Annotated in this window: 20 protein-coding genes and 1 pseudogene; 15 read left to right on the forward strand and 6 right to left on the reverse strand. The window is 59.0% G+C overall.

Going from position 1 to position 18,751, the window contains the following annotated elements:
• A pseudogene (locus AC1D2P_RS25930) lies at positions 1-196 on the reverse strand (IS256 family transposase); the annotation flags it as partial.
• A 488-nt stretch (positions 197-684) separates the two neighbouring features.
• Between AC1D2P_RS25930 and AC1D2P_RS25935 the strand changes: the two are divergent.
• Positions 685-2,256: a glycosyltransferase family 39 protein gene (locus AC1D2P_RS25935; protein ID WP_109788061.1), complete on the forward strand. Its 1,572-nt coding sequence runs from the start codon at positions 685-687 to the stop codon at positions 2,254-2,256.
• A 15-nt stretch (positions 2,257-2,271) separates the two neighbouring features.
• On the opposite strand, the gene AC1D2P_RS25940 is transcribed toward AC1D2P_RS25935, so the two are convergent.
• On the reverse strand, positions 2,272-3,030 hold the full coding sequence (locus AC1D2P_RS25940) for a slipin family protein (protein ID WP_046033213.1): 759 nt from the start codon (positions 3,028-3,030) through the stop codon (positions 2,272-2,274).
• A 2-nt stretch (positions 3,031-3,032) separates the two neighbouring features.
• The gene (locus AC1D2P_RS25945) at positions 3,033-3,566 is read right to left on the reverse strand and encodes an NfeD family protein (RefSeq protein ID WP_109788062.1); all 534 of its coding nucleotides are present in this window, start codon (positions 3,564-3,566) and stop codon (positions 3,033-3,035) included.
• 198 nt (positions 3,567-3,764) lie between these two features.
• On the opposite strand from AC1D2P_RS25945, the gene AC1D2P_RS25950 reads away from it, so the two are divergent.
• Together AC1D2P_RS25950 and AC1D2P_RS25955 are read left to right on the forward strand one after the other, a co-directional pair.
• Positions 3,765-4,226 (forward strand): aminoacyl-tRNA deacylase, encoded by a 462-nt coding sequence (locus tag AC1D2P_RS25950; protein ID WP_046033215.1) that lies wholly within the window; start codon positions 3,765-3,767, stop codon positions 4,224-4,226.
• Positions 4,227-4,328: 102 nt separating this feature from the next.
• Positions 4,329-4,574 (forward strand): DUF2789 domain-containing protein, encoded by a 246-nt coding sequence (locus tag AC1D2P_RS25955; RefSeq protein WP_046033216.1) that lies wholly within the window; start codon positions 4,329-4,331, stop codon positions 4,572-4,574.
• A 4-nt stretch (positions 4,575-4,578) separates the two neighbouring features.
• On the opposite strand, the gene AC1D2P_RS25960 is transcribed toward AC1D2P_RS25955, so the two are convergent.
• The gene (locus AC1D2P_RS25960; RefSeq protein WP_046033217.1) at positions 4,579-4,860 is read right to left on the reverse strand and encodes a type II toxin-antitoxin system RelE/ParE family toxin; all 282 of its coding nucleotides are present in this window, start codon (positions 4,858-4,860) and stop codon (positions 4,579-4,581) included.
• Positions 4,857-5,135, reverse strand: coding sequence for an antitoxin of toxin-antitoxin stability system (locus AC1D2P_RS25965; protein WP_109788063.1), 279 nt, complete (start codon positions 5,133-5,135; stop codon positions 4,857-4,859). The genes AC1D2P_RS25960 and AC1D2P_RS25965 overlap by 4 nt, the downstream gene beginning before the upstream one ends.
• Positions 5,136-5,333: 198 nt before the next feature.
• On the opposite strand from AC1D2P_RS25965, the gene AC1D2P_RS25970 reads away from it, so the two are divergent.
• The 7 genes from AC1D2P_RS25970 to AC1D2P_RS26000 all read left to right on the forward strand — a co-directional run bounded on the left by AC1D2P_RS25970 (position 5,334) and on the right by AC1D2P_RS26000 (position 12,898).
• On the forward strand, positions 5,334-5,762 hold the full coding sequence (locus AC1D2P_RS25970) for a MarR family winged helix-turn-helix transcriptional regulator (RefSeq protein ID WP_046033219.1): 429 nt from the start codon (positions 5,334-5,336) through the stop codon (positions 5,760-5,762).
• Positions 5,759-7,831, forward strand: coding sequence for an FUSC family protein (locus AC1D2P_RS25975; RefSeq protein WP_477811662.1), 2,073 nt, complete (start codon positions 5,759-5,761; stop codon positions 7,829-7,831). Before AC1D2P_RS25970 ends, AC1D2P_RS25975 begins: the two co-directional genes overlap by 4 nt.
• Positions 7,828-8,037 (forward strand): DUF1656 domain-containing protein, encoded by a 210-nt coding sequence (locus AC1D2P_RS25980; RefSeq protein ID WP_046033221.1) that lies wholly within the window; start codon positions 7,828-7,830, stop codon positions 8,035-8,037. Before AC1D2P_RS25975 ends, AC1D2P_RS25980 begins: the two co-directional genes overlap by 4 nt.
• Positions 8,034-8,921: an efflux RND transporter periplasmic adaptor subunit gene (locus AC1D2P_RS25985; RefSeq protein WP_109788064.1), complete on the forward strand. Its 888-nt coding sequence runs from the start codon at positions 8,034-8,036 to the stop codon at positions 8,919-8,921. The genes AC1D2P_RS25980 and AC1D2P_RS25985 overlap by 4 nt, the downstream gene beginning before the upstream one ends.
• Positions 8,918-10,366, forward strand: a complete 1,449-nt coding sequence (locus tag AC1D2P_RS25990; protein ID WP_109788065.1) for an efflux transporter outer membrane subunit — start codon at positions 8,918-8,920, stop codon at positions 10,364-10,366. Before AC1D2P_RS25985 ends, AC1D2P_RS25990 begins: the two co-directional genes overlap by 4 nt.
• 82 nt (positions 10,367-10,448) lie before the next feature.
• Positions 10,449-11,084: an NADH:ubiquinone oxidoreductase subunit N gene (locus AC1D2P_RS25995; RefSeq protein ID WP_109788066.1), complete on the forward strand. Its 636-nt coding sequence runs from the start codon at positions 10,449-10,451 to the stop codon at positions 11,082-11,084.
• Between the two features lie 305 nt (positions 11,085-11,389).
• Positions 11,390-12,898: a YdgA family protein gene (locus AC1D2P_RS26000; RefSeq protein WP_077430939.1), complete on the forward strand. Its 1,509-nt coding sequence runs from the start codon at positions 11,390-11,392 to the stop codon at positions 12,896-12,898.
• 75 nt (positions 12,899-12,973) lie between these two features.
• Here the strand turns inward: AC1D2P_RS26000 and AC1D2P_RS26005 are convergent, their stop codons facing one another.
• Complete coding sequence (locus AC1D2P_RS26005; protein ID WP_109788067.1) at positions 12,974-14,503, reverse strand: FAD-dependent oxidoreductase; 1,530 nt, start codon at positions 14,501-14,503, stop codon at positions 12,974-12,976.
• Positions 14,504-14,641: 138 nt separating this feature from the next.
• On the opposite strand from AC1D2P_RS26005, the gene AC1D2P_RS26010 reads away from it, so the two are divergent.
• From AC1D2P_RS26010 to AC1D2P_RS26030, 5 genes are all read left to right on the forward strand, one after another.
• Complete coding sequence (locus AC1D2P_RS26010; RefSeq protein WP_046033227.1) at positions 14,642-15,202, forward strand: YbhB/YbcL family Raf kinase inhibitor-like protein; 561 nt, start codon at positions 14,642-14,644, stop codon at positions 15,200-15,202.
• Positions 15,203-15,291: 89 nt separating this feature from the next.
• Complete coding sequence (locus AC1D2P_RS26015; protein ID WP_109788068.1) at positions 15,292-16,992, forward strand: vWA domain-containing protein; 1,701 nt, start codon at positions 15,292-15,294, stop codon at positions 16,990-16,992.
• 1 nt (position 16,993) lies between these two features.
• Entirely contained in the window at positions 16,994-17,560 is a 567-nt protein-coding gene (locus AC1D2P_RS26020; RefSeq protein WP_223524864.1) for an RNA polymerase sigma factor, read from the forward strand.
• A complete protein-coding gene (locus AC1D2P_RS26025) occupies positions 17,557-18,144 on the forward strand; it encodes a hypothetical protein (protein ID WP_477811663.1) in 588 nt (195 codons plus the stop codon). Before AC1D2P_RS26020 ends, AC1D2P_RS26025 begins: the two co-directional genes overlap by 4 nt.
• 20 nt (positions 18,145-18,164) lie before the next feature.
• Positions 18,165-18,413, forward strand: coding sequence for a hypothetical protein (locus AC1D2P_RS26030; RefSeq protein WP_109788071.1), 249 nt, complete (start codon positions 18,165-18,167; stop codon positions 18,411-18,413).
• Positions 18,414-18,751 lie beyond the last annotated feature (338 nt).

The following is an 18,751-nucleotide window of genomic DNA, read 5'->3' on the forward strand; positions in this document are numbered from 1 at the left end:
GGCGCTGCGCGCCCGGCGGATAGCCCAGGTGGTGGCCGAGCTCAGCACTCAGGGCTCGCTCGATCAAAGCCTTCTTGAACGCCGCAGAGGCGTCCTCAATGGCTTCCGCTGTCATCGGTCCATCAGTGAATTGCTCGAGCAGCTCTTTCGGGATTTTCGGCAGCTCTCGCAACGCGGGTTTCTTCTTGGTTGGCATACATGCACCTCTTACTCATGTTATGCCCGAACACAAAATTTCTGACACCCCCGTCGACGAATAACGCAGTACGCACAATTCCAATCCTCAGAAACGAAAAAACCGGCCGAAGCCGGTTTTTTCACCCCAGCTGCCAGAGAACTGAATCTCTGCGTGCGGGGTGAGTAGTGGGCTGACCCTAAATTGAGTGCGTCATGCACGTCATTTGAATGAGGGCTCCTACTGTTGTGTGGGATTCCTTACCGATTACCTGATTCGATAGGGGAACAATCAATAACTTTGAAAAGTTTGTCTTTTTTAAACAACACATTTCCATCCACTAACCAACCTCCACTGACGTCACCCGTGCGGTCCAAACCTCCACTCATCCCTCTGGGAGATACGTTCAGCGACGGCGTTGGTCGTAAAGCCAGCATCGACGACGAACCTGCGCGGCCTTAAAGTAATCACCAGGCTTGGTGACTTCGAGCCAGTTGCAGGGGGAGCGAATGCTAGCGCACAGAGAAACATCGCTTGGCGGTACCCAGGAACCGCACGCGGTGCCCGGCGGGTGGGCGGTTGTAAAGCGCTGGTTACGCTGGGCGCAGGAGCACTGGCTGTTGCCGATCCTGGCGTTGGCCGCGTTGGTGCGTTTTTACGACCTGACGGCGGCAGCGATTTGGGGTGACGAAGGGTCGAGCCTGCTGCTGAGCCAGTATTCACTGGCTGATATTTGGGTGCATGCCGCCCATGATGTGCACCCTCCGCTGTATTTCCTTTTGCTGCATGGCTGGATCGAAGTGTTCGGCGACGGCATCTTCTCAATCCGCTGCCTCAGCGCTCTGCCCGGCATCGTTACGGTGTGGCTTGGCGTCTGGTTGATGGACTTGATCGCCACCCGGCGTGCCGCGTTGTTGGCCGGTTTTCTGCTGGCGTTGCTGCCGACGGCGGTGCGATACAGCCAGGAAGTGCGGATGTATTCGCTGCTGGGCCTGTGGCTGATCGGTGCCACGATCGCGCTGGTCTACTGGATCAGGTATCCCCGGCGCACGCGCTATCTGGTGGCGTACGTGCTGTTGATGAGTGCCGCGTTCTACACCCACTATTTCACCGCCCTGTGCGTGTTGTGCCACTGGCTGTACCTTGGGCTGATTCGTGTCCTGCCAATGTACCGATTGCGTGTGATTCAACGCCCCGGCTGGTGGCTGGCCAATGGCGCGATTGTGCTGCTTTACCTGCCTTGGGTGCCGAACCTGATCGATCTGATCCAGCACCTGGATCAGCTCAAGGCCAATGGCGATGTGGGGTGGGAGTTGCCGGTCACGCTGGGCTCGTTGCCGTCGATGATCTGGTCGATGTTGACCCAGGACGACGGTGAAACCCTGCCGACGCCGATTTTTATCACGATGCCGCTGGCGCTGCTGGCCATCACCGGCGTGGCGCTGGCGCGGGACCGTAGCGTCATTCGCGGCAGTGTTCTGCTGGTGAGCTACGCGGCGCTGCCGTTACTGTTGGTGTTTGGCGTTTCGTTCATCACCCCCGTCTTCGTCGAACGCTACCTGACGGCTTATATGCTGGGGTTGCCGATGATTGTCGCGTTAGCCATTGATCGCCTCTATTCAGGTTTGCGGGTGCTGGCGTTGACCGTGCTGATGCTGTTTGTCGGCATCGAACTGGTGGGTTTGAACAACAACACCAGGGTCGACACCAACGATCAGATCAACGTTATGGTCGATTACGTAAACCGGCACTTTGTGGCGGGTGACCGAATCGTGACCAGCGACATGCTCTGGTACCTCAGCTACGTCTATTACAACCGCGCGCCCACTCAACCACTGCTGTATACCCCACCGCACGCCAATGGCAAGTCGGGTCGGCCGAATGCCTATGGTTTTGGCACGCTGGTAACCCAGGACATTTATCTGGACCGCCTCGACAGTTTGCCCAAAGGCACTCATCGCGTGTGGTTGATCAGTACCGTCGATGTGCCGGGCGAATTCTCGCCGTTGCCCGCTGGCTGGCAGAGCGTTGACAAAACGCGGGCAGGCGGGGCTGACGCGCAGTTGTTCGTATTGCATTGAAGCGATGGCAAGTATTTATGGCTTCGAGGACAAATCCGCCATCCCCTTGAGCAATTCGATCGGCAGCGGGAAGACGATGGTCGAGCTCTTGTCCCCGGCAATCGAACTCAACGTTTGCATGTAACGCAGCTGCATGGCCCCCGGCTGCCGGCCAAGCATTTCGGCGGCCTGCATGAGTTTTTCCGAGGCCTGCAATTCACCTTCGGCGTGGATCACCTTGGCCCGGCGCTCCCGTTCGGCTTCGGCCTGTTTAGCGATGGCGCGGACCATCGATTCATTAAGGTCCACATGTTTGATCTCGACATTGGCGACCTTGATGCCCCAGGCGTCGGTCTGGGCGTCAAGCACTTGCTGGATGTCGATGTTCAACCGTTCGCGCTCGGCCAGCAGCTCGTCGAGCTCATGCTTGCCCAGCACCGCCCGCAACGTGGTCTGGGCCAATTGACTGGTGGCCGTAAGGAAGTCCTCGACCTGAATGATCGCCTTCTGCGGGTCGAGCACGCGGAAATACAGCACCGCGTTGACCTTGACCGAAACGTTGTCGCGGGTGATGACATCTTGCGGCGGTACATCGAGGACGATAGTCCGCAAGTCGACGCGGACCATTTGCTGGACCACCGGGATCAGCAGGATCAACCCCGGGCCCTTGACCTGCCAGAAGCGCCCGAGCTGGAACACCACGCCGCGCTCGTATTCGCGCAGGATGCGGAAGGTTGACCCCGCCAGTGCAATCACCAGAAGCAGTAGTGCGGCGAAACCTACTTGCAGGCCCATGACTATTCTCCAGCTGGCGCCGCGTCAGTCGCGGCCACTTGCAACAGTAGTCCTTTTCGCGCCACCACCCGCACGTGTTGTCCCGGCTGTAGCGGAGTCGAGCTTGAAACCTGCCAGCGCTCCCCTTGCAGATGCACCCAGCCACTACACGCATTGCCGGGCAATAAAGACAGGACCGGCGTCACACTGCCCAGTAACCCCGCATCGCCGCTGACCGTGCGGCGCGGTCGGGTTTTCAGGGCGTGGATCAGCAGGAAAATCAGCAACAGGGCACTCACCAGTCCCAGGCCGATCATCAAAGGTACAGGCACCTCGGTATTGGTCAGAATCACCGCACCGATCACGAACATGACGATGCCGCCCAAACCGATCACGCCGTAATTGGGCAACGCCGCCTCGGCAATCAGAAACGCGATGCCGAATGTGATCAGCCAGATCCCGATGGGGTTTGGCATCAGCAGCACGACGGTATCGGCGGCGAACACCGATCCGCTCAACGCCAACAGCAGTGCAACGGCGAAGCAACGCGTATTCACGTGACCCTCCGCGAGAGTCTTGAAGTGGCTCTGTATACAGTTTAGTAGAGCTGCGGCTTATCTGGATTCTGCACGGTTTTGGACGGCGTCCGATGGGCGGATTTCACCCCGGTTTGTGCCGGCGGGCCTAGACTTTCACTACGGAGAAAAGCATTAACCATCGTCCGCCCGTCACGGGTGCGGACACCGAGGTGCATCATGCGAATGGCAAGAACCGTGCAGAAAAGCCTTGAAACGGCTCAATGTGAATATGACATCGTCGCCCACCCCCATTCGGCCAGCAGCCTGGAAACAGCACGGCTTGCGGGCATTCCAGCAGAACGGGTGGCCAAGTCGGTCATCCTCGACGACCACCACGGTCATTACCTGATGGCGGTGCTGCCCGCCAGCCGTCACCTGGACCTGAGCAAAGTCCGCAACAGCGGCGAATGGCAGGTCTCGCGGGAAAGCAACTTGCCGCACCTGTTTGATGATTGTGAACGCGGTGCCATACCTGCCCTGGGCGAGGCCTATGGGCTGGACGTGGTGATCGACCCGCTGCTGACCCGTCAGAAAGACGTCTATGTGGAAGCCGGAAACCACATCAACCTGCTGCGCATGGACATGCCGGAATTCCTGAGAATGGTGCCGCATGCCGAGGTGCGGGAATTGAGTGATTGAGTGTTGTGTCGTCAATGCTGCCGTCATCGCGAGCAAGCTCGCTCCCACAGGGTTCACGCAATTGCTGTGGGAGCGAGCTATTCATTTCTAAAGGAGCCCGACATGGAATCCCCCATCCACACACTGCCCAATCTGTTCAAACAACTCGGCCTGGCGGATGACGCCGAGAGCATCGATAAATTCATCGCCACCCACTCACCACTCAAGCCCGAATTGCACCTGGCGGATGCGTTTTTCTGGAGCAAGAGCCAGGCGCAGTTTTTGCGGGACGATATTCTGGATGACGCGGATTGGGCGGAAGTGGTGGATCAACTGGATGTGTTGTTGAGGAAGGGGCGGGGGGTGTGAAGATCTAACTGTTGGGTGGCCACAGTCTGGAGGTGTGGACCAGTGCCAGTATCCAGATAGCGTCCGATTCTGGTTGGTAAACCACACGATAGCTCTGGTGGGGAATCAACTCACGAGTACCTGCAATGATTCCGGCTGGCCCGCTTTCGGGGTGTTGCGCAAGGCGAGCAATGGCATCGCGCAAGCGGTTGTCCATGTCAATGGCGGCAATCGGATTGAGTTCATACAAGTAATCCCAAATCTCTGCACGATCCTGTGCTGCTGCGGGCGTCCAGATTATCCTCATCCTTTTTTGGCCGCCTGTGCACGCCTRGCCGCGAACTGCGCTTCGACTTCATCGTTGCTCAAGCCCTCTCCGGCCTGCATGGAAATACGCGCGCTGTCGACTTTCCTTTGCAGGAACGCCTCGTACTCGCGCGACTCTCGTTGTGTTTGAACGTACTGGCGCATCATATCTCTGACGATTTGCGAAGCGGGGCGATGAGAGGCTTCTGCCTCGGCCATAAATTGTTCGCGCAGTTCAGATTCAAGTTTCATCGTAAAAACGGCTTGCTTTGACATCGCTATGTCCTCAAATCACATACTGACGAAGTATATACATCGTCAGTACTAAATTGATTTCATGCTCAACATCCTGCGACGGATGACCATCAATTTGTTTCAAAACTTGACCGCCTTTCCCTCCAAATGCCATATTGATAGTTAGCAAACTAACAGTGTGTGTTTTCCCTCGTGCCGAAGAACCTCGACGCTCTCCAGATGAACATCAGCAGCTCCATGGTGGTGGCCGCCAGGCATTGGCGAAAAATCTGCCAGACCACGCTGGTCAACTATGGAATCTCCGAAGCCTGCGCCGTTCCGCTCTTGATGATCGGGCGTCTGGGCGAGGGTGTGCGGCAGGTGACGGTGGCCCATGCCGCCGGGATGGAGAGCCCGTCCCTGGTGCGGTTGCTCGATCAGTTGTGTCATAGCGGTTATGTCTGCCGCACCGAAGATGCCCATGACCGGCGCGCCAAGTGCCTGAGCCTGACCGACACCGGACGTGAATTGGTGCAGGCCGTCGAAATCGAGCTGGTGCGATTGCGCCATGAAGTGCTTGAAGGCATCGACCAAAGCGATCTGGAAGCTACGCTACGGGTATTGAGAGCCTTTGAAGCGGCCAATGCGCCGTCGGTGGTCAACCCTTGAGCGGATTTTTCACCGGTATGCCTTCGGCGCGGGACTGGTTCTACGGTGTGCGCACCTTTGCCGCCTCGATGATCGCGTTGTACATCGCCCTGCTCATGCAAATGCCGCGTCCCTATTGGGCGATGGCCACGGTTTACATTGTTTCCAGCCCCTTTGTCGGCCCGACCAGTTCCAAGGCTCTGTACCGCGCGATCGGTACTTTTTTCGGGGCGGCGGCGGCGGTTTTTTTCGTGCCGATGTTCGTCCAGAGCCCTTACGTATTGGTGGTGGTCATCGCGCTGTGGACCGGGATCCTGCTGTTCCTGTCCTTGCACCTGCGTACCGCCAACAACTACGCCTTGATGCTCGCCGGTTACACCTTGCCGCTGATCGCCCTGCCGGTGGTGAACAACCCGCTGGGGGTTTGGGACGTGGCGGAAGCGCGTACTGAAGAGATCTTTCTTGGCATCGCCGTGGCGGCGGTGGTCGGTGCCATGTTCTGGCCTCGGCGGCTGGCGCCGGTGTTCAACGATGCGGTGAGCAAATGGTTTGCCGATGCCTCGACGTACAGTTTGCGGTTCCTTAGCCGCACGGTGCAGCCAGACGAAGTCAGCGCGCTGCGTTCCGCCATGGTGACGACCTTCAACACGCTGGAATTGATGATCGGCCAGCTGCCGCACGAGGGCGCGCGAGCGCAGACCGTACGTAATACCAAAGAGCTGCGCGGGCGGATGATTCACCTGTTACCGGTGATCGACGCCCTCGACGATGCCCTGTATGCCCTTGAGCGGCGCACGCCGGAGCTGGTCGAAAAATTCGCGCCGCTGTTGGCCGCCACCACCGAATGGCTCAATCACAAAGACGCCGATCTGGCGCGCTGGCAGGCGCTGAAAGACCAACTTGAAGCCCTGCAACCGTCCGCCGAAGCCCTGAATGATCGCAAGCAGTTGCTGTTCTCCAACGCACTGTATCGCCTCGGCGAGTGGATCGATGTGTGGCAGGACTGCCGCAGCCTGCAATACGCCATCGAGTGCGAAAGCCAGGACAGCTGGCGCGCGGTGTATCGCCACTGGCGCCTCGGTCGCCTGTCGCCGTTTCTCGACCGTGGCCTGATGCTCTACTCGGCGGCATCCACGGTCCTGGCCATCATCGTTGCTTCAGTGTTGTGGATTCTGCTGGGCTGGACCGACGGCGGCTCGGCAGTGATTCTCGCCGCCGTGGCGTGCAGCTTTTTCGCCTCGATGGATGACCCGGCGCCGCAGATTTACCGGTTCTTTTTCTGGACCGCGATGTCGGTGGTGCTGGCCAGCCTTTACCTGTTTCTGGTGCTGCCCAACCTGCACGACTTCCCGATGTTGGTGCTGGCGTTTGCCGTGCCGTTTATCTGCATCGGCACCCTGACGGTCAAGCCGCAGTTTTACCTGGGCATGCTGCTGACCCTCGTCAACACCTCGTCCTTTATCAGTATTCAGGGCGCCTACGATGCGGACTTCCTCAGCTTCGCCAACTCCAACCTGGCCGGCCCCATCGGGCTGTTGTTTGCCTTTATCTGGACCCTGATCGCCCGGCCGTTCGGTGCGGAGCTGGCGGCCAAGCGGCTGACCCGGTTCAGTTGGCGCGACATCGTCAGCCTCACAGAACCGGCCAATCTGGCCGAGCACCGGCAATTGGGCGTACAGGTGCTCGATCGTTTGATGCAGCACTTGCCGCGTCTGGCCATGACCGGCCAGGACACCGGCATCGCGTTGCGTGAGGTGCGTGTGGCGCTGAACGTGCTCGATCTGCTGRCTTACACACCGCGAGTGGACGGAGTGCCGCGAGCGCTGCTGCATCAGGTAGTGACGGAAGTCGGCGAGTATTTCAAGGCCTGCCTGAAGGCCGGGGAGCGTCTGCCGGCACCGGGCCCGTTGCTGATGACCCTCGACCGCGCCCGCCGATCGCTGGATGTGGATTGTGATGAGGACACCCGTCTGAATTTGCTGCATGCCCTGAGCGGCCTGCGTCTGGCGTTGTTGCCGGGTGTGGAATTCGTCAGCGCGGGTGAACTCGAAGAACCGCTGCCCCATGGCATCGATGGAGCGCCTTTATGATCGGTGATGTGGACATCAGCGGGGTGTTTTTGCCCACGCTGCTGGTATTGATGGGCATTACGTATGTGTTGTTCCTGCTGGTGCACGGGTTGCTGATGCGCTTGCACTTTTACCGTCTGGTCTGGCACCGGGCATTGTTCAACGTGGCTCTCTACGCTTTGCTGCTCGGCGCCGTGGACTCACTCAGTCGATACCTGATGACATGAAAAAACCTTTTCTGACCCTGGGTCGCGTGATGCTGACCCTGTTGATCGTGACTTTCGCCGTCGTCGTGGTCTGGCGCATGGTGATGTACTACATGTTTGCGCCGTGGACCCGCGACGGGCATATCCGTGCCGACATCGTGCAAATCGCCCCGGACGTCTCCGGGCTGATCCAGCAAGTGGACGTGCGCGACAACCAGTGGGTGAAACGCGGCCAGGTGCTGTTCAGCATTGATCAAGACCGTTTCAAACTGGCCCTGCGCCAAGCCAAAGCGGCAGTCGCCGACCGTCAGGAAACCCTGGCGCAGGCGCAACGCGAAGCCAAGCGTAACCGTGGCTTGGGCAATCTGGTGCCTGGCGAACAGCTGGAAGAAAGCCAGTCCCGGGTGGCGCGCGCTGAAGTTGCGTTGATGGAAGCTCAAGTGGCGGTGGACAGTGCTCAATTGAACCTGGACCGCTCGACCATCCGCAGCCCGGTCGACGGCTACATCAACGACCGTGCGCCGCGTGCGCAAGAGTTCGTCACGGCCGGGCGGCCGGTGTTGTCGGTGGTGGACAGCAATTCTTTCCACATCGACGGCTATTTCGAAGAAACCAAGCTGAACGGCATTCACGTCGGCCAGAGTGTCGACATCCGCGTAATCGGTGACAGCGCGCGCCTGCGCGGCCATGTGGAAAGCATCGTCGCCGGCATCGAAGACCGCGACCGCACCATCGGCAATAACCTGCTGCCCAACGTCAACCCGGCGTTCAGTTGGGTGCGCCTGGCACAGCGGATTCCGGTGCGAATTGTCTTTGATGATGTACCTGAAGATTTCCGCATGATCGCCGGGCGCACCGCCACGGTATCGATCATCGACGATCAGAAGCGGGAGCCGGCGCAATGAGCAAGGCCTCGGGTTTGGCGGTCGCCGGATTAGGCTTGCTGCTGTCGGCGTGTCAGATGGTCGGGCCGGATTATCATTTGCCCGAAGAGGCGGCGGTCCATCGACCCGATTTGCAGGGTGATTTGGCGGTCGACGGTAAAACGGTGGTGTCCGCACCGGTGCCGGCCGATTGGTGGCGCCTGTACAAGGACCCGCGACTCGACCAGTTGGTGCAGCAGGCCATGGCGTCCAACACCGATTTGCGCGTGGCGGCGGCCAGTCTGTTGCGGTCTCGCGCTCAGGTCGATGAGGCAGAAGCGGCGGGTGGCTGGAGCGGCGGCGTGAAGATGGGCGCCCAGAGATTGCAGGAGTCCGGCCAGGCGTTCCTGATTCCGGAAAAAGTGCCGGTGGCCAACGTCGGAGATATCGGCATCAGCGCGTCGTACCAGTTCGATCTGTTCGGCACGTTGCAGCGCGGCATCGAAGCGGCCAAGGCCAACGCCGATGCGACGCAGGCAGCGGCCGATACGGCTCGCATCACCGTGGTGGCCGACGTGGTCCGGGCCTACACCCAGGTGTGCGCCGCCAATGAAGAGCGAGAGATTGCCCAGCACTCCCTCGACCTGCAGGCCCAGAGCACCACGCTGATCCAGCGTCTGCGCGATGCCGGACGTGGTGATGAAACACAGGTCACCCGTTCGCAAACCCAGTTCAAATCCTTGCGCGCCGACATGCCGCGCTATGAGGCCTCGCGTCAGGCCGGGCTGTATCGCCTGTCAATGTTGCTGGCCAAGCCGGTGGATCAACTGCCGGCCGGCACCGCCACCTGCGACGAGCTGCCGAAAATCGCGCAATTGATTCCGGTGGGCGATGGCGCCGCGTTGCTCAAGCGTCGTCCCGATGTGCGGCAGGCCGAGCGCCGGCTGGCGACCGCGACGGCCGGGATTGGTGTCGCCACGGGTGAGCTGTACCCGAACATCAGCATCGGCGCGACCATCGGCACCGTCGGTATCCTCGACGATCTCGGTGACCCGTCCACCAACCGTTGGGGCTTTGGTCCGTCGCTGACCTGGAACGTGCCGACCAACGGCGCCCGGGCACGCATCCGCGAAGCCGAAGCGGTGACCCAGGCGACACTGGCGCATTTCGATGGGGTGGTGCTCAACGCCATTCGCGAAACCCAGACCAGCCTGGTCCAGTACACCGCATTGTTGCAGCGTCGTGACGCCCTGGCAGACGCCGAGCAATCGGCAAGACTGGCAGCGGACCAGACGCACCGTTTCTTCCAGGCCGGCCGCGCTTCGTTCCTGGCGGACTTGCAAGCGACCCGCACCTACACGGATGTCACGGCGCAACTGGCCGCGGCCAACACCCAGGTTGCCGCCAGCCAGATCGATTTGTTCCTCGCGCTGGGCGGTGGCTGGGAAAGCGGACGAACGCAAGGTTCGAACACCAGCAAACCCTGAGGCCGTTGCTATGCTTTGATTTGATGAAGTCACGTTCTGATTTCATCAATCAAGGCTCGCGTTGGTCATGGGGACTCTAATAATGAAAAACCCTTATGCTCCTGGCTTTTGGTGCGCTATTGCGGCATTGGTTTTGCTGTCGGCCACCTATTTCTACGGCATCATGCTGGCCCACCAGATCGACAAGGCTCTGGTGTTTCTCGACAGCGCCAGTGCGCTGATTGCCGTGATGGCAATCGTGGTGGTGGCCTGGGCTTCAGTCCAGGGCCAGCGCATCAAAAAAAGACAACTCGAACAAGGCAAAACCCTGGTGCTGATCTGGGACACCAAGGTGGCGTTGCGTCGTGTCGAAACGGTGTTTGACCAATATTTCTGGGGCAGCTACTGGCAGCCGGGGCGCACCTTCCAGGAAGTCATGGGCGAGCTCACCGGCACACCGTTGGAAAAAAGCCTCGAGACCTTGAAGAAACAATGCCTGGCACTGGATAAACAGGTGTCCGAGGAGGACTGGCACTGGCTGAACAATGCCCGTGAACTCTCGGATGTCGCTACTGCCATGGCGCGAGAACGCTATCAACTGGACGTTTGCGACCCGCGCGCCGAAGTGACGGGCGGGGCGGTGATCAATCGGGATTTTGAAGTGCTGGTGTATACGTGGACGGCACGGCTCAAGAGCTTTGATCATCAGCTGGATGAGATGGAAGTGCAGTATTCCTGAGTTTTTGTTGGCGGGAGTGACGCCATCGCGAGCAGGCTCACGCCTACAAGGGTTCTGTGAACGACACATAACCTTTGTAGGCGTGAGCCTGCTCGCGATGGCGATTTCATATCCGTCGAAACGCTCAACCGTCCTGAGTAGTCCATAGACACTCTTTAACCTTTAATCATTGGGCCGCCCGTCGCGCCGAGTGCTAATCTCCACTCCACTTTTATTTAGCTATTTAGCGGAGTCGAGCCGCAACCCGTCATGGGTTCAGGGAAGACGACCACACCTTCAAACAACGGATATTGACTGGGTCATTCATGAATAAATCAGCAGGCGTGCTTCTTGGAATTGTCGTAGCCATCGGCGCAATCAGCGCGGGGGGTGCCTGGTTCACCGGGAGCAAAATCGAAGGCGTGTTGAACACCTCGATCGCCGACGCTAACAAAGAGCTGAAGGCCGCGCTGGTAGGTTCCAATGGCACGGCATCGCTGGAGCTGGTGTCGCTTGAGCGCCACGTGTTCAGCAGTACCGCGCACTACCGCCTTAAAGGCGAAGGCGAGATGTTTGGTGAAACCCCGGTTGAATTGCAGTTTGTCGACCACATCGAACACGGTCCGCTGCCGTTCTCGCGCCTGGTCGCGTTGAAGTGGTTGCCGGTCATGGCCACCAGTCACTACGAACTTGAACGCACGTCGCTCACCGAAAAGTGGTTTGCCGCCGCCAAAGACAAATCGCCGCTCACCGGCGTGGTCAACATCGGTTACGACAACTCCACCAGCGGCACCCTCCAGTTGCAGCCGCTGGACGTTGCGCTGGATGACAAGTCCAACCTGAAATTCACCGGTTTGAACCTCGACGTCGACGCCAGCCCCCAGGTCCAAAAGCTCAAGGCCAACGGCTACATGGACAGCCTGACACTGAGCACCGTGGCTGAAGATCAAACCCCGGTGAAGGTCGAGCTCACTGGCCTGACCCTGGCCAGCAACCTGGTTAAAAGCACCTACGGCTACTACACCGGCGAGAACACCCTTGAGCTGACGGACAGCAAAACTACTTTCGGCCCCAAGCAATCGGTACTGGGCATCAAGAAATTTGAAATGAAGAACCAGACCGAGGAGTCGGGCACCAGCGCTTCGGGACGTGCCGACTACAAGGTGGGTGAAGTGTCGTTGAACGGCAAGACCGTCGGCTCTGCGCAAATGGCCATGAGCCTGAAGAACCTCGATATCCCGGCCACCATGTCGCTGATGCAGATCTATCAGACCAAACTGCAGCCTTACGAGAAAGCGGCCGCAGAGGCTGCTGCTGCGGGTCTGCCCTCTCCTGAACTGGTCCTGACTCCGGCCGAGGAGGCGCAAGTCAAAACCGGTCTCGAAAAGCTATTGGCTGCTGGCCCGCAAGTGGCGCTGGAAAACCTGTCGTTCAACACGACCAATGGTGAAAGCCGCGCCAACCTGGTGCTTGACCTGACCAAACCGCAGTCCATGGACTTGCCGCCTGATCAACTGACCCAACAGTTGATCGCACTGCTGGATATCAACGTGCAGGTGTCCAAGCCGATGCTCGTCGATTTACTCACCGTGCAAAGCCAACTGGACGGTCAGACCGATGCCAAGCTCATCGCCGACCAGGCCACCGCCACTGCCGACATGTTCAGCAGCATGGCGGTCGGCACGCAGCTCGCCAAACTGGACGGCAACAACGTTGTCAGCAAGTTGCATTACGCCAACAATCAGGTGGAATTCAATGGCCAGAAAATGACCGTTGAAGAGTTTGTCGGTTTCGTGATGAGCAAGCTCGGTGGCGGTGCCGAAATCCAGGAATAAATCCCACGGCTGAATAAAACGCCCGACCTCTGCGACTCCCGCAGTTCGGGCGTTTTGCTGTCGGGTGTGTGCCCGCTACCCAATGTCCCGAATCAACTGCCACGCCTCGTCCACCGACAGTGGCTGTTTCATGCGTTCGGCCAGCAGCGCCATCGCCCGTTCTTCATCGCAGGCAACTGCGGCAGCCACCACGCCGTTTTTGCCGAACAAGCCGATAAAGGGTGGATGGTTCGGATCCCCCTTGAACTCGACCTCGTCCCAGGCTTCGGCGTGGCCGAGGTAGTCGTAGTTTTTGCCGAAGTGCCAGGTCCAGAAATACGGCACGTCGAGGTAATGCTCGTCAGCGCCCAGCATATTCGCGGCGGCGATCCGCGCCTGTTGCTGGGCCAGACGCCAATGCTCGATGCGCTGAGGCTGGCCGTTGAGCGGGAACGTCGCGATATCACCTACCGCCCACAACCCGTCGGTGACGCGCATGCCGCCGTCGACCTTCAGCGACCGGTCTTTTTCCTTGGGCAAATCGGTAAACGGCTCGGTTGCGGGGCTGACGCCGATGCCGGCCAGTACCAGATCCGCCGGCAAGCGTTGACCGTTGTCCAGGCACACCGCCTCTACGTGGTCCGTGCCTTCTATATAGAAGGCTTCGCCATCGGTGTGAAACACCACGCCGTTGCTTTCATGCAAGGCGCGAATGGCGTTGCCGACGGCTTCGCCCAATTGTGCGGCAAAGGGAATGGCATGYCGGGCCAGGATCGTGACGTCCAACCCGAGCTCCCGCAGGGCTGAGGCGGACTCCAGCGCAATAAAACTGTCACCGATGATCACCACTCGCTGGCCAGGTTTCGCCACTTGCAGAATCTGGCTTGCCTGATCTTTTGAACGCAGTACGAACACCTGCGGCAAATCGGCGCCAGGCAGCGTGAGTTGATTGGGCTTGCCGCCGGTGGCAAGCAGTGCCGCGTCATAGTTGAGCGATCGACCATTGGTTAGCCGCACGGTTTTATTCGACGAATCCAGGCTGGCGACTTCACCGGTCATGCGTTCGATCCGCTGTTCGCGATAAAACGCGTCATCGCGCAGCGGCGGGACTTCTTCGAGTGGCATCTGCCCGGCAATCACAAATTTGCTCAGGACGGTGCGGTCGTATCCGGCGTCGGCTTCACGGTCGATCAGCAGCACTTGGCCACCGAAGCCCTTTTCGCGTAACGCCGCCGCACACGCCGTACCGGCTGCCCCGGCACCGATGATCACAAACGTGCGCTCGTCGTCTGCCGGTGGAGTGTGTGCATCGGCAAACGGCTGGTCATCGACCCAGATGTCGCCATCGCGTATTTCCAACGGATAACGCTTGAGGCTGTCCAGAGCCGGCGGCTCGCACAACGCACCGTCCTCGATTCGATACGCCGCTTTGTGCCACGGGCAGATCAAACGTCCGTGGCACAGCGCACCTTCCGCCAGCGGTGCCCCGGCATGCGGGCACTCACCCTGATAGGCGCGTAATTGATCGCCCACCCGCAGCAAAACAATTTTGGTGTCTTCAATCTGGACTTCGAGGCCCCGGTTTTCAGACACATCGGCGAAACGGGCGACACGATGCAGTGCCATGACGGCTCTCCAGACAGACGTTTCACTTAAGAGTTTGGTGCGTAATGCGAGGTTCAGCCAATTCCCACTGCCACCGCACGAACGGTACAGCTATAGTTCGCAAGCCGACGACGGCCCTACCCCACAAGGTGCTCCGGAATGACCCGATTGACCTCTCTGAACCCTTGGCTGGCGGCCATTGCAGTCGCCATTTGTGTGCAATTTCCGGCGCAAGCCCAAGAACGTTTCACCCTGAACATTCCAGGTGTCACGGATGACCGGCTGTTTACCTCGGCCGCGGCCAGCGATGCTCCGGGTTGTGGCGGACACAACGCGTCACCGGCATTGAACTGGAACGACGGGCCGAAGGGTACCTTGAGTTATGCCGTGGTCATGCACGACCCCGATGGGCAGAAGGGGCAGGGTGCCGATCATTGGGTGCATTACGGCATCAAGGCCACCACTCACCAGATCCCCGCCGGTGTCGGGGCAAAGTCGGCACTCGAAGGCGTCGGTGGCACCAACAGCAAAGGCACCACCGGTTATGTCGGGCCTTGCCCGCCGGTTGGCGACAGTGCACATCACTACATAATTCAGCTGTACGCACTGGACCTTGCTCCAGAGGCCCTGCCCGCCGGGCTTACGCGCGCGCAACTGCTGGAAAAGATCAAAGGTCATGTGCTGAAAAACAGCAGCGTGGTACGTCGTTATCACCGCTGAGTTTAATTTTCAGCCGGTTTAACCCGAACCTGAAAGGGGGCTCGTCTCAGAGGATGAATGGATCAATTTCCTCCTGAGGTCAGCCCCCCATGTCCCTCCCTCTGCTTTACCTTCGCCCGGCAGCCCTGGGATTCGTCAGCGGATTGCTATTGGCTGTTGCCGGTTGCGGCGTTTCCTCCACACCTGATTCCGCGCACGTGTCGCCACCGGCTCAAAGCGAGGTAAAGCTTGAAGAGTTGGTGCGCAGCGAGGTGGGCATGGCGGATGCGTCAATGGCCAAGCGCAGCGTTCGCCCGGCGCCGGTTGCGAGTTTTGCACCTGAGTCGTTCCCGCCCGGGTATCGGGATGAACAGCGAGAGCAATACCAAGCGCTGGCGGACAACCCCATCCACAGCGTGACCGAGGCACCGGTCTCGACTTTCAGTGCTGATGTGGATACCGGCGCTTACGCCAACGTCCGGCGTTTGTTGAATCAGGGGCGATTGCCCCCCGAAGGCGCGGTACGGCTGGAGGAAATGGTCAATTATTTTCCCTATGACTACGCCCAACCCACTGATGGCTCACCGTTTGGGGTGACCACTGAGCTGGCGCCGTCGCCATGGAACCCGCATACCCGACTGCTGCGCGTCGGTATCAAGGCGTCGGACCGCGCGGTGGCGGAACTGGCCCCGGCGAACCTGGTGTTTCTGGTGGACGTCTCCGGTTCAATGGATCGTCGCGAAGGATTGCCGCTGGTCAAAAGCACCCTGAAATTGCTGGTCGATCAATTACGCGAGCAGGACCGGGTTTCATTGGTGGTCTATGCCGGTGATTCGCGCGTGGTGCTGGAGCCGACTTCCGGACGCGAAAAGGCGAAAATTCGTACAGCTATCGATCAATTGACCGCCGGCGGCTCGACCGCTGGAGCGTCGGGCATCGAGTTGGCCTATCAAATGGCACAACAAGCGTTTATCCCCAAAGGAATCAACCGCATCCTGCTGGCCACCGACGGTGACTTCAATGTCGGCATCAGCGACTTCGACAGCCTCAAACAGATGGCGGTGGATAAACGCAAGTCCGGCGTCTCTCTGACGACCTTGGGTTTTGGGGTGGATAACTACAATGAACACCTGATGGAACAACTGGCCGACGCCGGCGATGGTAACTACGCCTACATCGACAACTTGCGTGAAGCGCGCAAGGTGTTGGTCGATCAGCTGGGCTCGACCCTTGCGGTCGTGGCGAAGAACGTCAAGCTGCAAGTGGAATTCAATCCGGCGCAGGTGAGCGAATATCGGTTGTTGGGGTATGAGAATCGGGCGTTGAAGCGTGAGGACTTCAGCAACGACAAAGTCGATGCAGGCGAAATCGGTGCAGGACACACGGTAACGGCGCTGTATGAAATCGTACCCAAAGGCGAGAAAGGCTGGCTGGAGCCGCTGCGTTATGGGCAGCCTGAGGCAGTTGTTTCGGCGAATACCGCAGAACTGGCGATATTACGAGTGCGGTATCAGCTACCGGAGGGTGGGAATAGTCGTTTGATCGAGCGGCCTATCATTAACAGTCAAACGGCCAAAGCCAGCGATGACCTGAGATTTGCGGCGGCCGTGGCGGCATTTTCCCAGCAACTCAAGGATGGACGGTACACCGGTGATTTCAGTTTGAAGGACACGCAAGCGCTGGCTCGCGGTGCGCGGGGTGAGGACCCATTCGGACTGCGTGCAGAGTTCGTGCAATTGGTGGAGCTGGCGCAAAGCCTGCGTACCACTACGGCATTGAACAGCGAGCCACTTAAAGGAGGCTACAACTGACATGTCAGCGCCGGAACCGAGCGATGAAGCGCTGCTGGCCCGATATCGCGGAGGCGAAGGGCCGGCGTTCGAGATTTTATACGCCCGTCATCGGCAGGGACTTTACCGGTTCCTGCTCGGCCTCAGCGGTAAAACCGAATTGGCCGAAGAGGTTTATCAGGAAACCTGGCTGAGCCTGATACGCAGTACCAGTCAGCCACAAGGTCGGGCGAATTTTCGTACGTGGCTTTATCAGATCGCCCGCAACCGACTCATCGATCACTGGCGCAAACACGGTATCCACCATCCGTTGCACGACAGCTATGACGAACAGGCTCACGCCTTATTTGATGAGGCGACCGATCCGGAGCTTCTGTTGAGCCTGAGCCGCGACAGTCAGCGTCTTGAAACGGCCCTGCAAAATCTGCCTGCTGAACAGCGTGAGGTCTTCCTGCTGCGTACACATGGCGATCTCGACCTGCCGCAGATCGCCACACTCACCGCAACACCGCTGGAAACGGTCAAAAGCCGTTTGCGCTACGCCCAGCAAAAACTGCGTCGGCTGCTGGCCGAGGAGGTACTGACATGACTGACGCCCGTACTACACCGGAAGACGAAGTGGTGAAGCACTACCGTGAACATGCGGTGGGTGAACYGTCGGCTCATCTGGATTCATTGATCCTTGGCGTGGCCCACAGGGAAACCCCGATGCCGAAGCCAAGCGTCTGGCAACGTTGGGTTCAGGTTTGCCAGAAGCCTCGCTGGCAGGTGGTGTTTGCCAGTCTGGTGGGTGTCGCCTTGATGGTGGCATTGGTGCAACGTACGCCGGAGCAAGCGCCGAGCTATGACTTCGCCCCTGCGCCCAAAATGTCCGCGCCGGTTGCCAAAAAAGAGGCGGCGCCTGCTGCTCGCGCGTTGGCGGCCCCTGCGCCGATGGCGGATATTGCTGCGCCCGCGCAGAGCGAATCGATCAACGCCGGAATGGCTGAGGAATCAAAAGTCAGCAAACGTACCGCGGTGCCACCGAATCAGCTGGATGAACAATTGCGCGAGGTGATTCGCCTGCAGGATGCCGGTCAGGCCCCGGCGGCAGATGCTTTGTTAAAGGCATTGCATCTTCGCTTCCCAACCGAAAACCTCATCGGGCGACTCGGAGATTTACGCAAAAACTGAGTTGCCAGGTGGTCAGCCATTTGGCATCAAGGCCCGAAAGCGCGCACTATCGGGCCATAGCCGATGCGTTGGAGGAAGCCGTGGCGAAAAAAATCGATCGCATCGCCCAAATGCTCAACTGCCCCGTAAAGGGGGAGGAACTAAGACGGGCAATTACTGAGAGCCGTAAGGATTTTCTCCTTAACCACCCAGAAGAAGAGGAGGTTGATGAGGAAGACTTTGAGGATGATGAGGAGTGGGACGACGATCTTGACTGGACGACCGAGTAGGGGTCGCCAGTCGAAGGCGGGTTGGGAGGGCTGCCGTTTCAAGTGATGCAGCCTTGCTGAAGCAGGGCTGGAAAGGTCCTTAATGTACAAACGTTTGAAGTGGTGAAGAAAGTTTCAAAAGAGGCTTGACGCAGTATTGAATCACTGTAGAATTCGCCTCCCGCTACCGAGTGATCGGAAGCGCAAGTGGTTGAAGTTGTTAAAGATTTCCAAGCGAAACTTTGAAAACTTCTGAAAATAACCACTTGACAGCAACAGAGGCTGCTGTAGAATGCGCGCCTCGGTTGAGACGAAAGATCTTAACCAACCGCTCTTTAACAACTGAATCAAGCAATTCG

It is taken from the genome of Pseudomonas sp. P1_F1_2, from assembly GCF_056405815.1.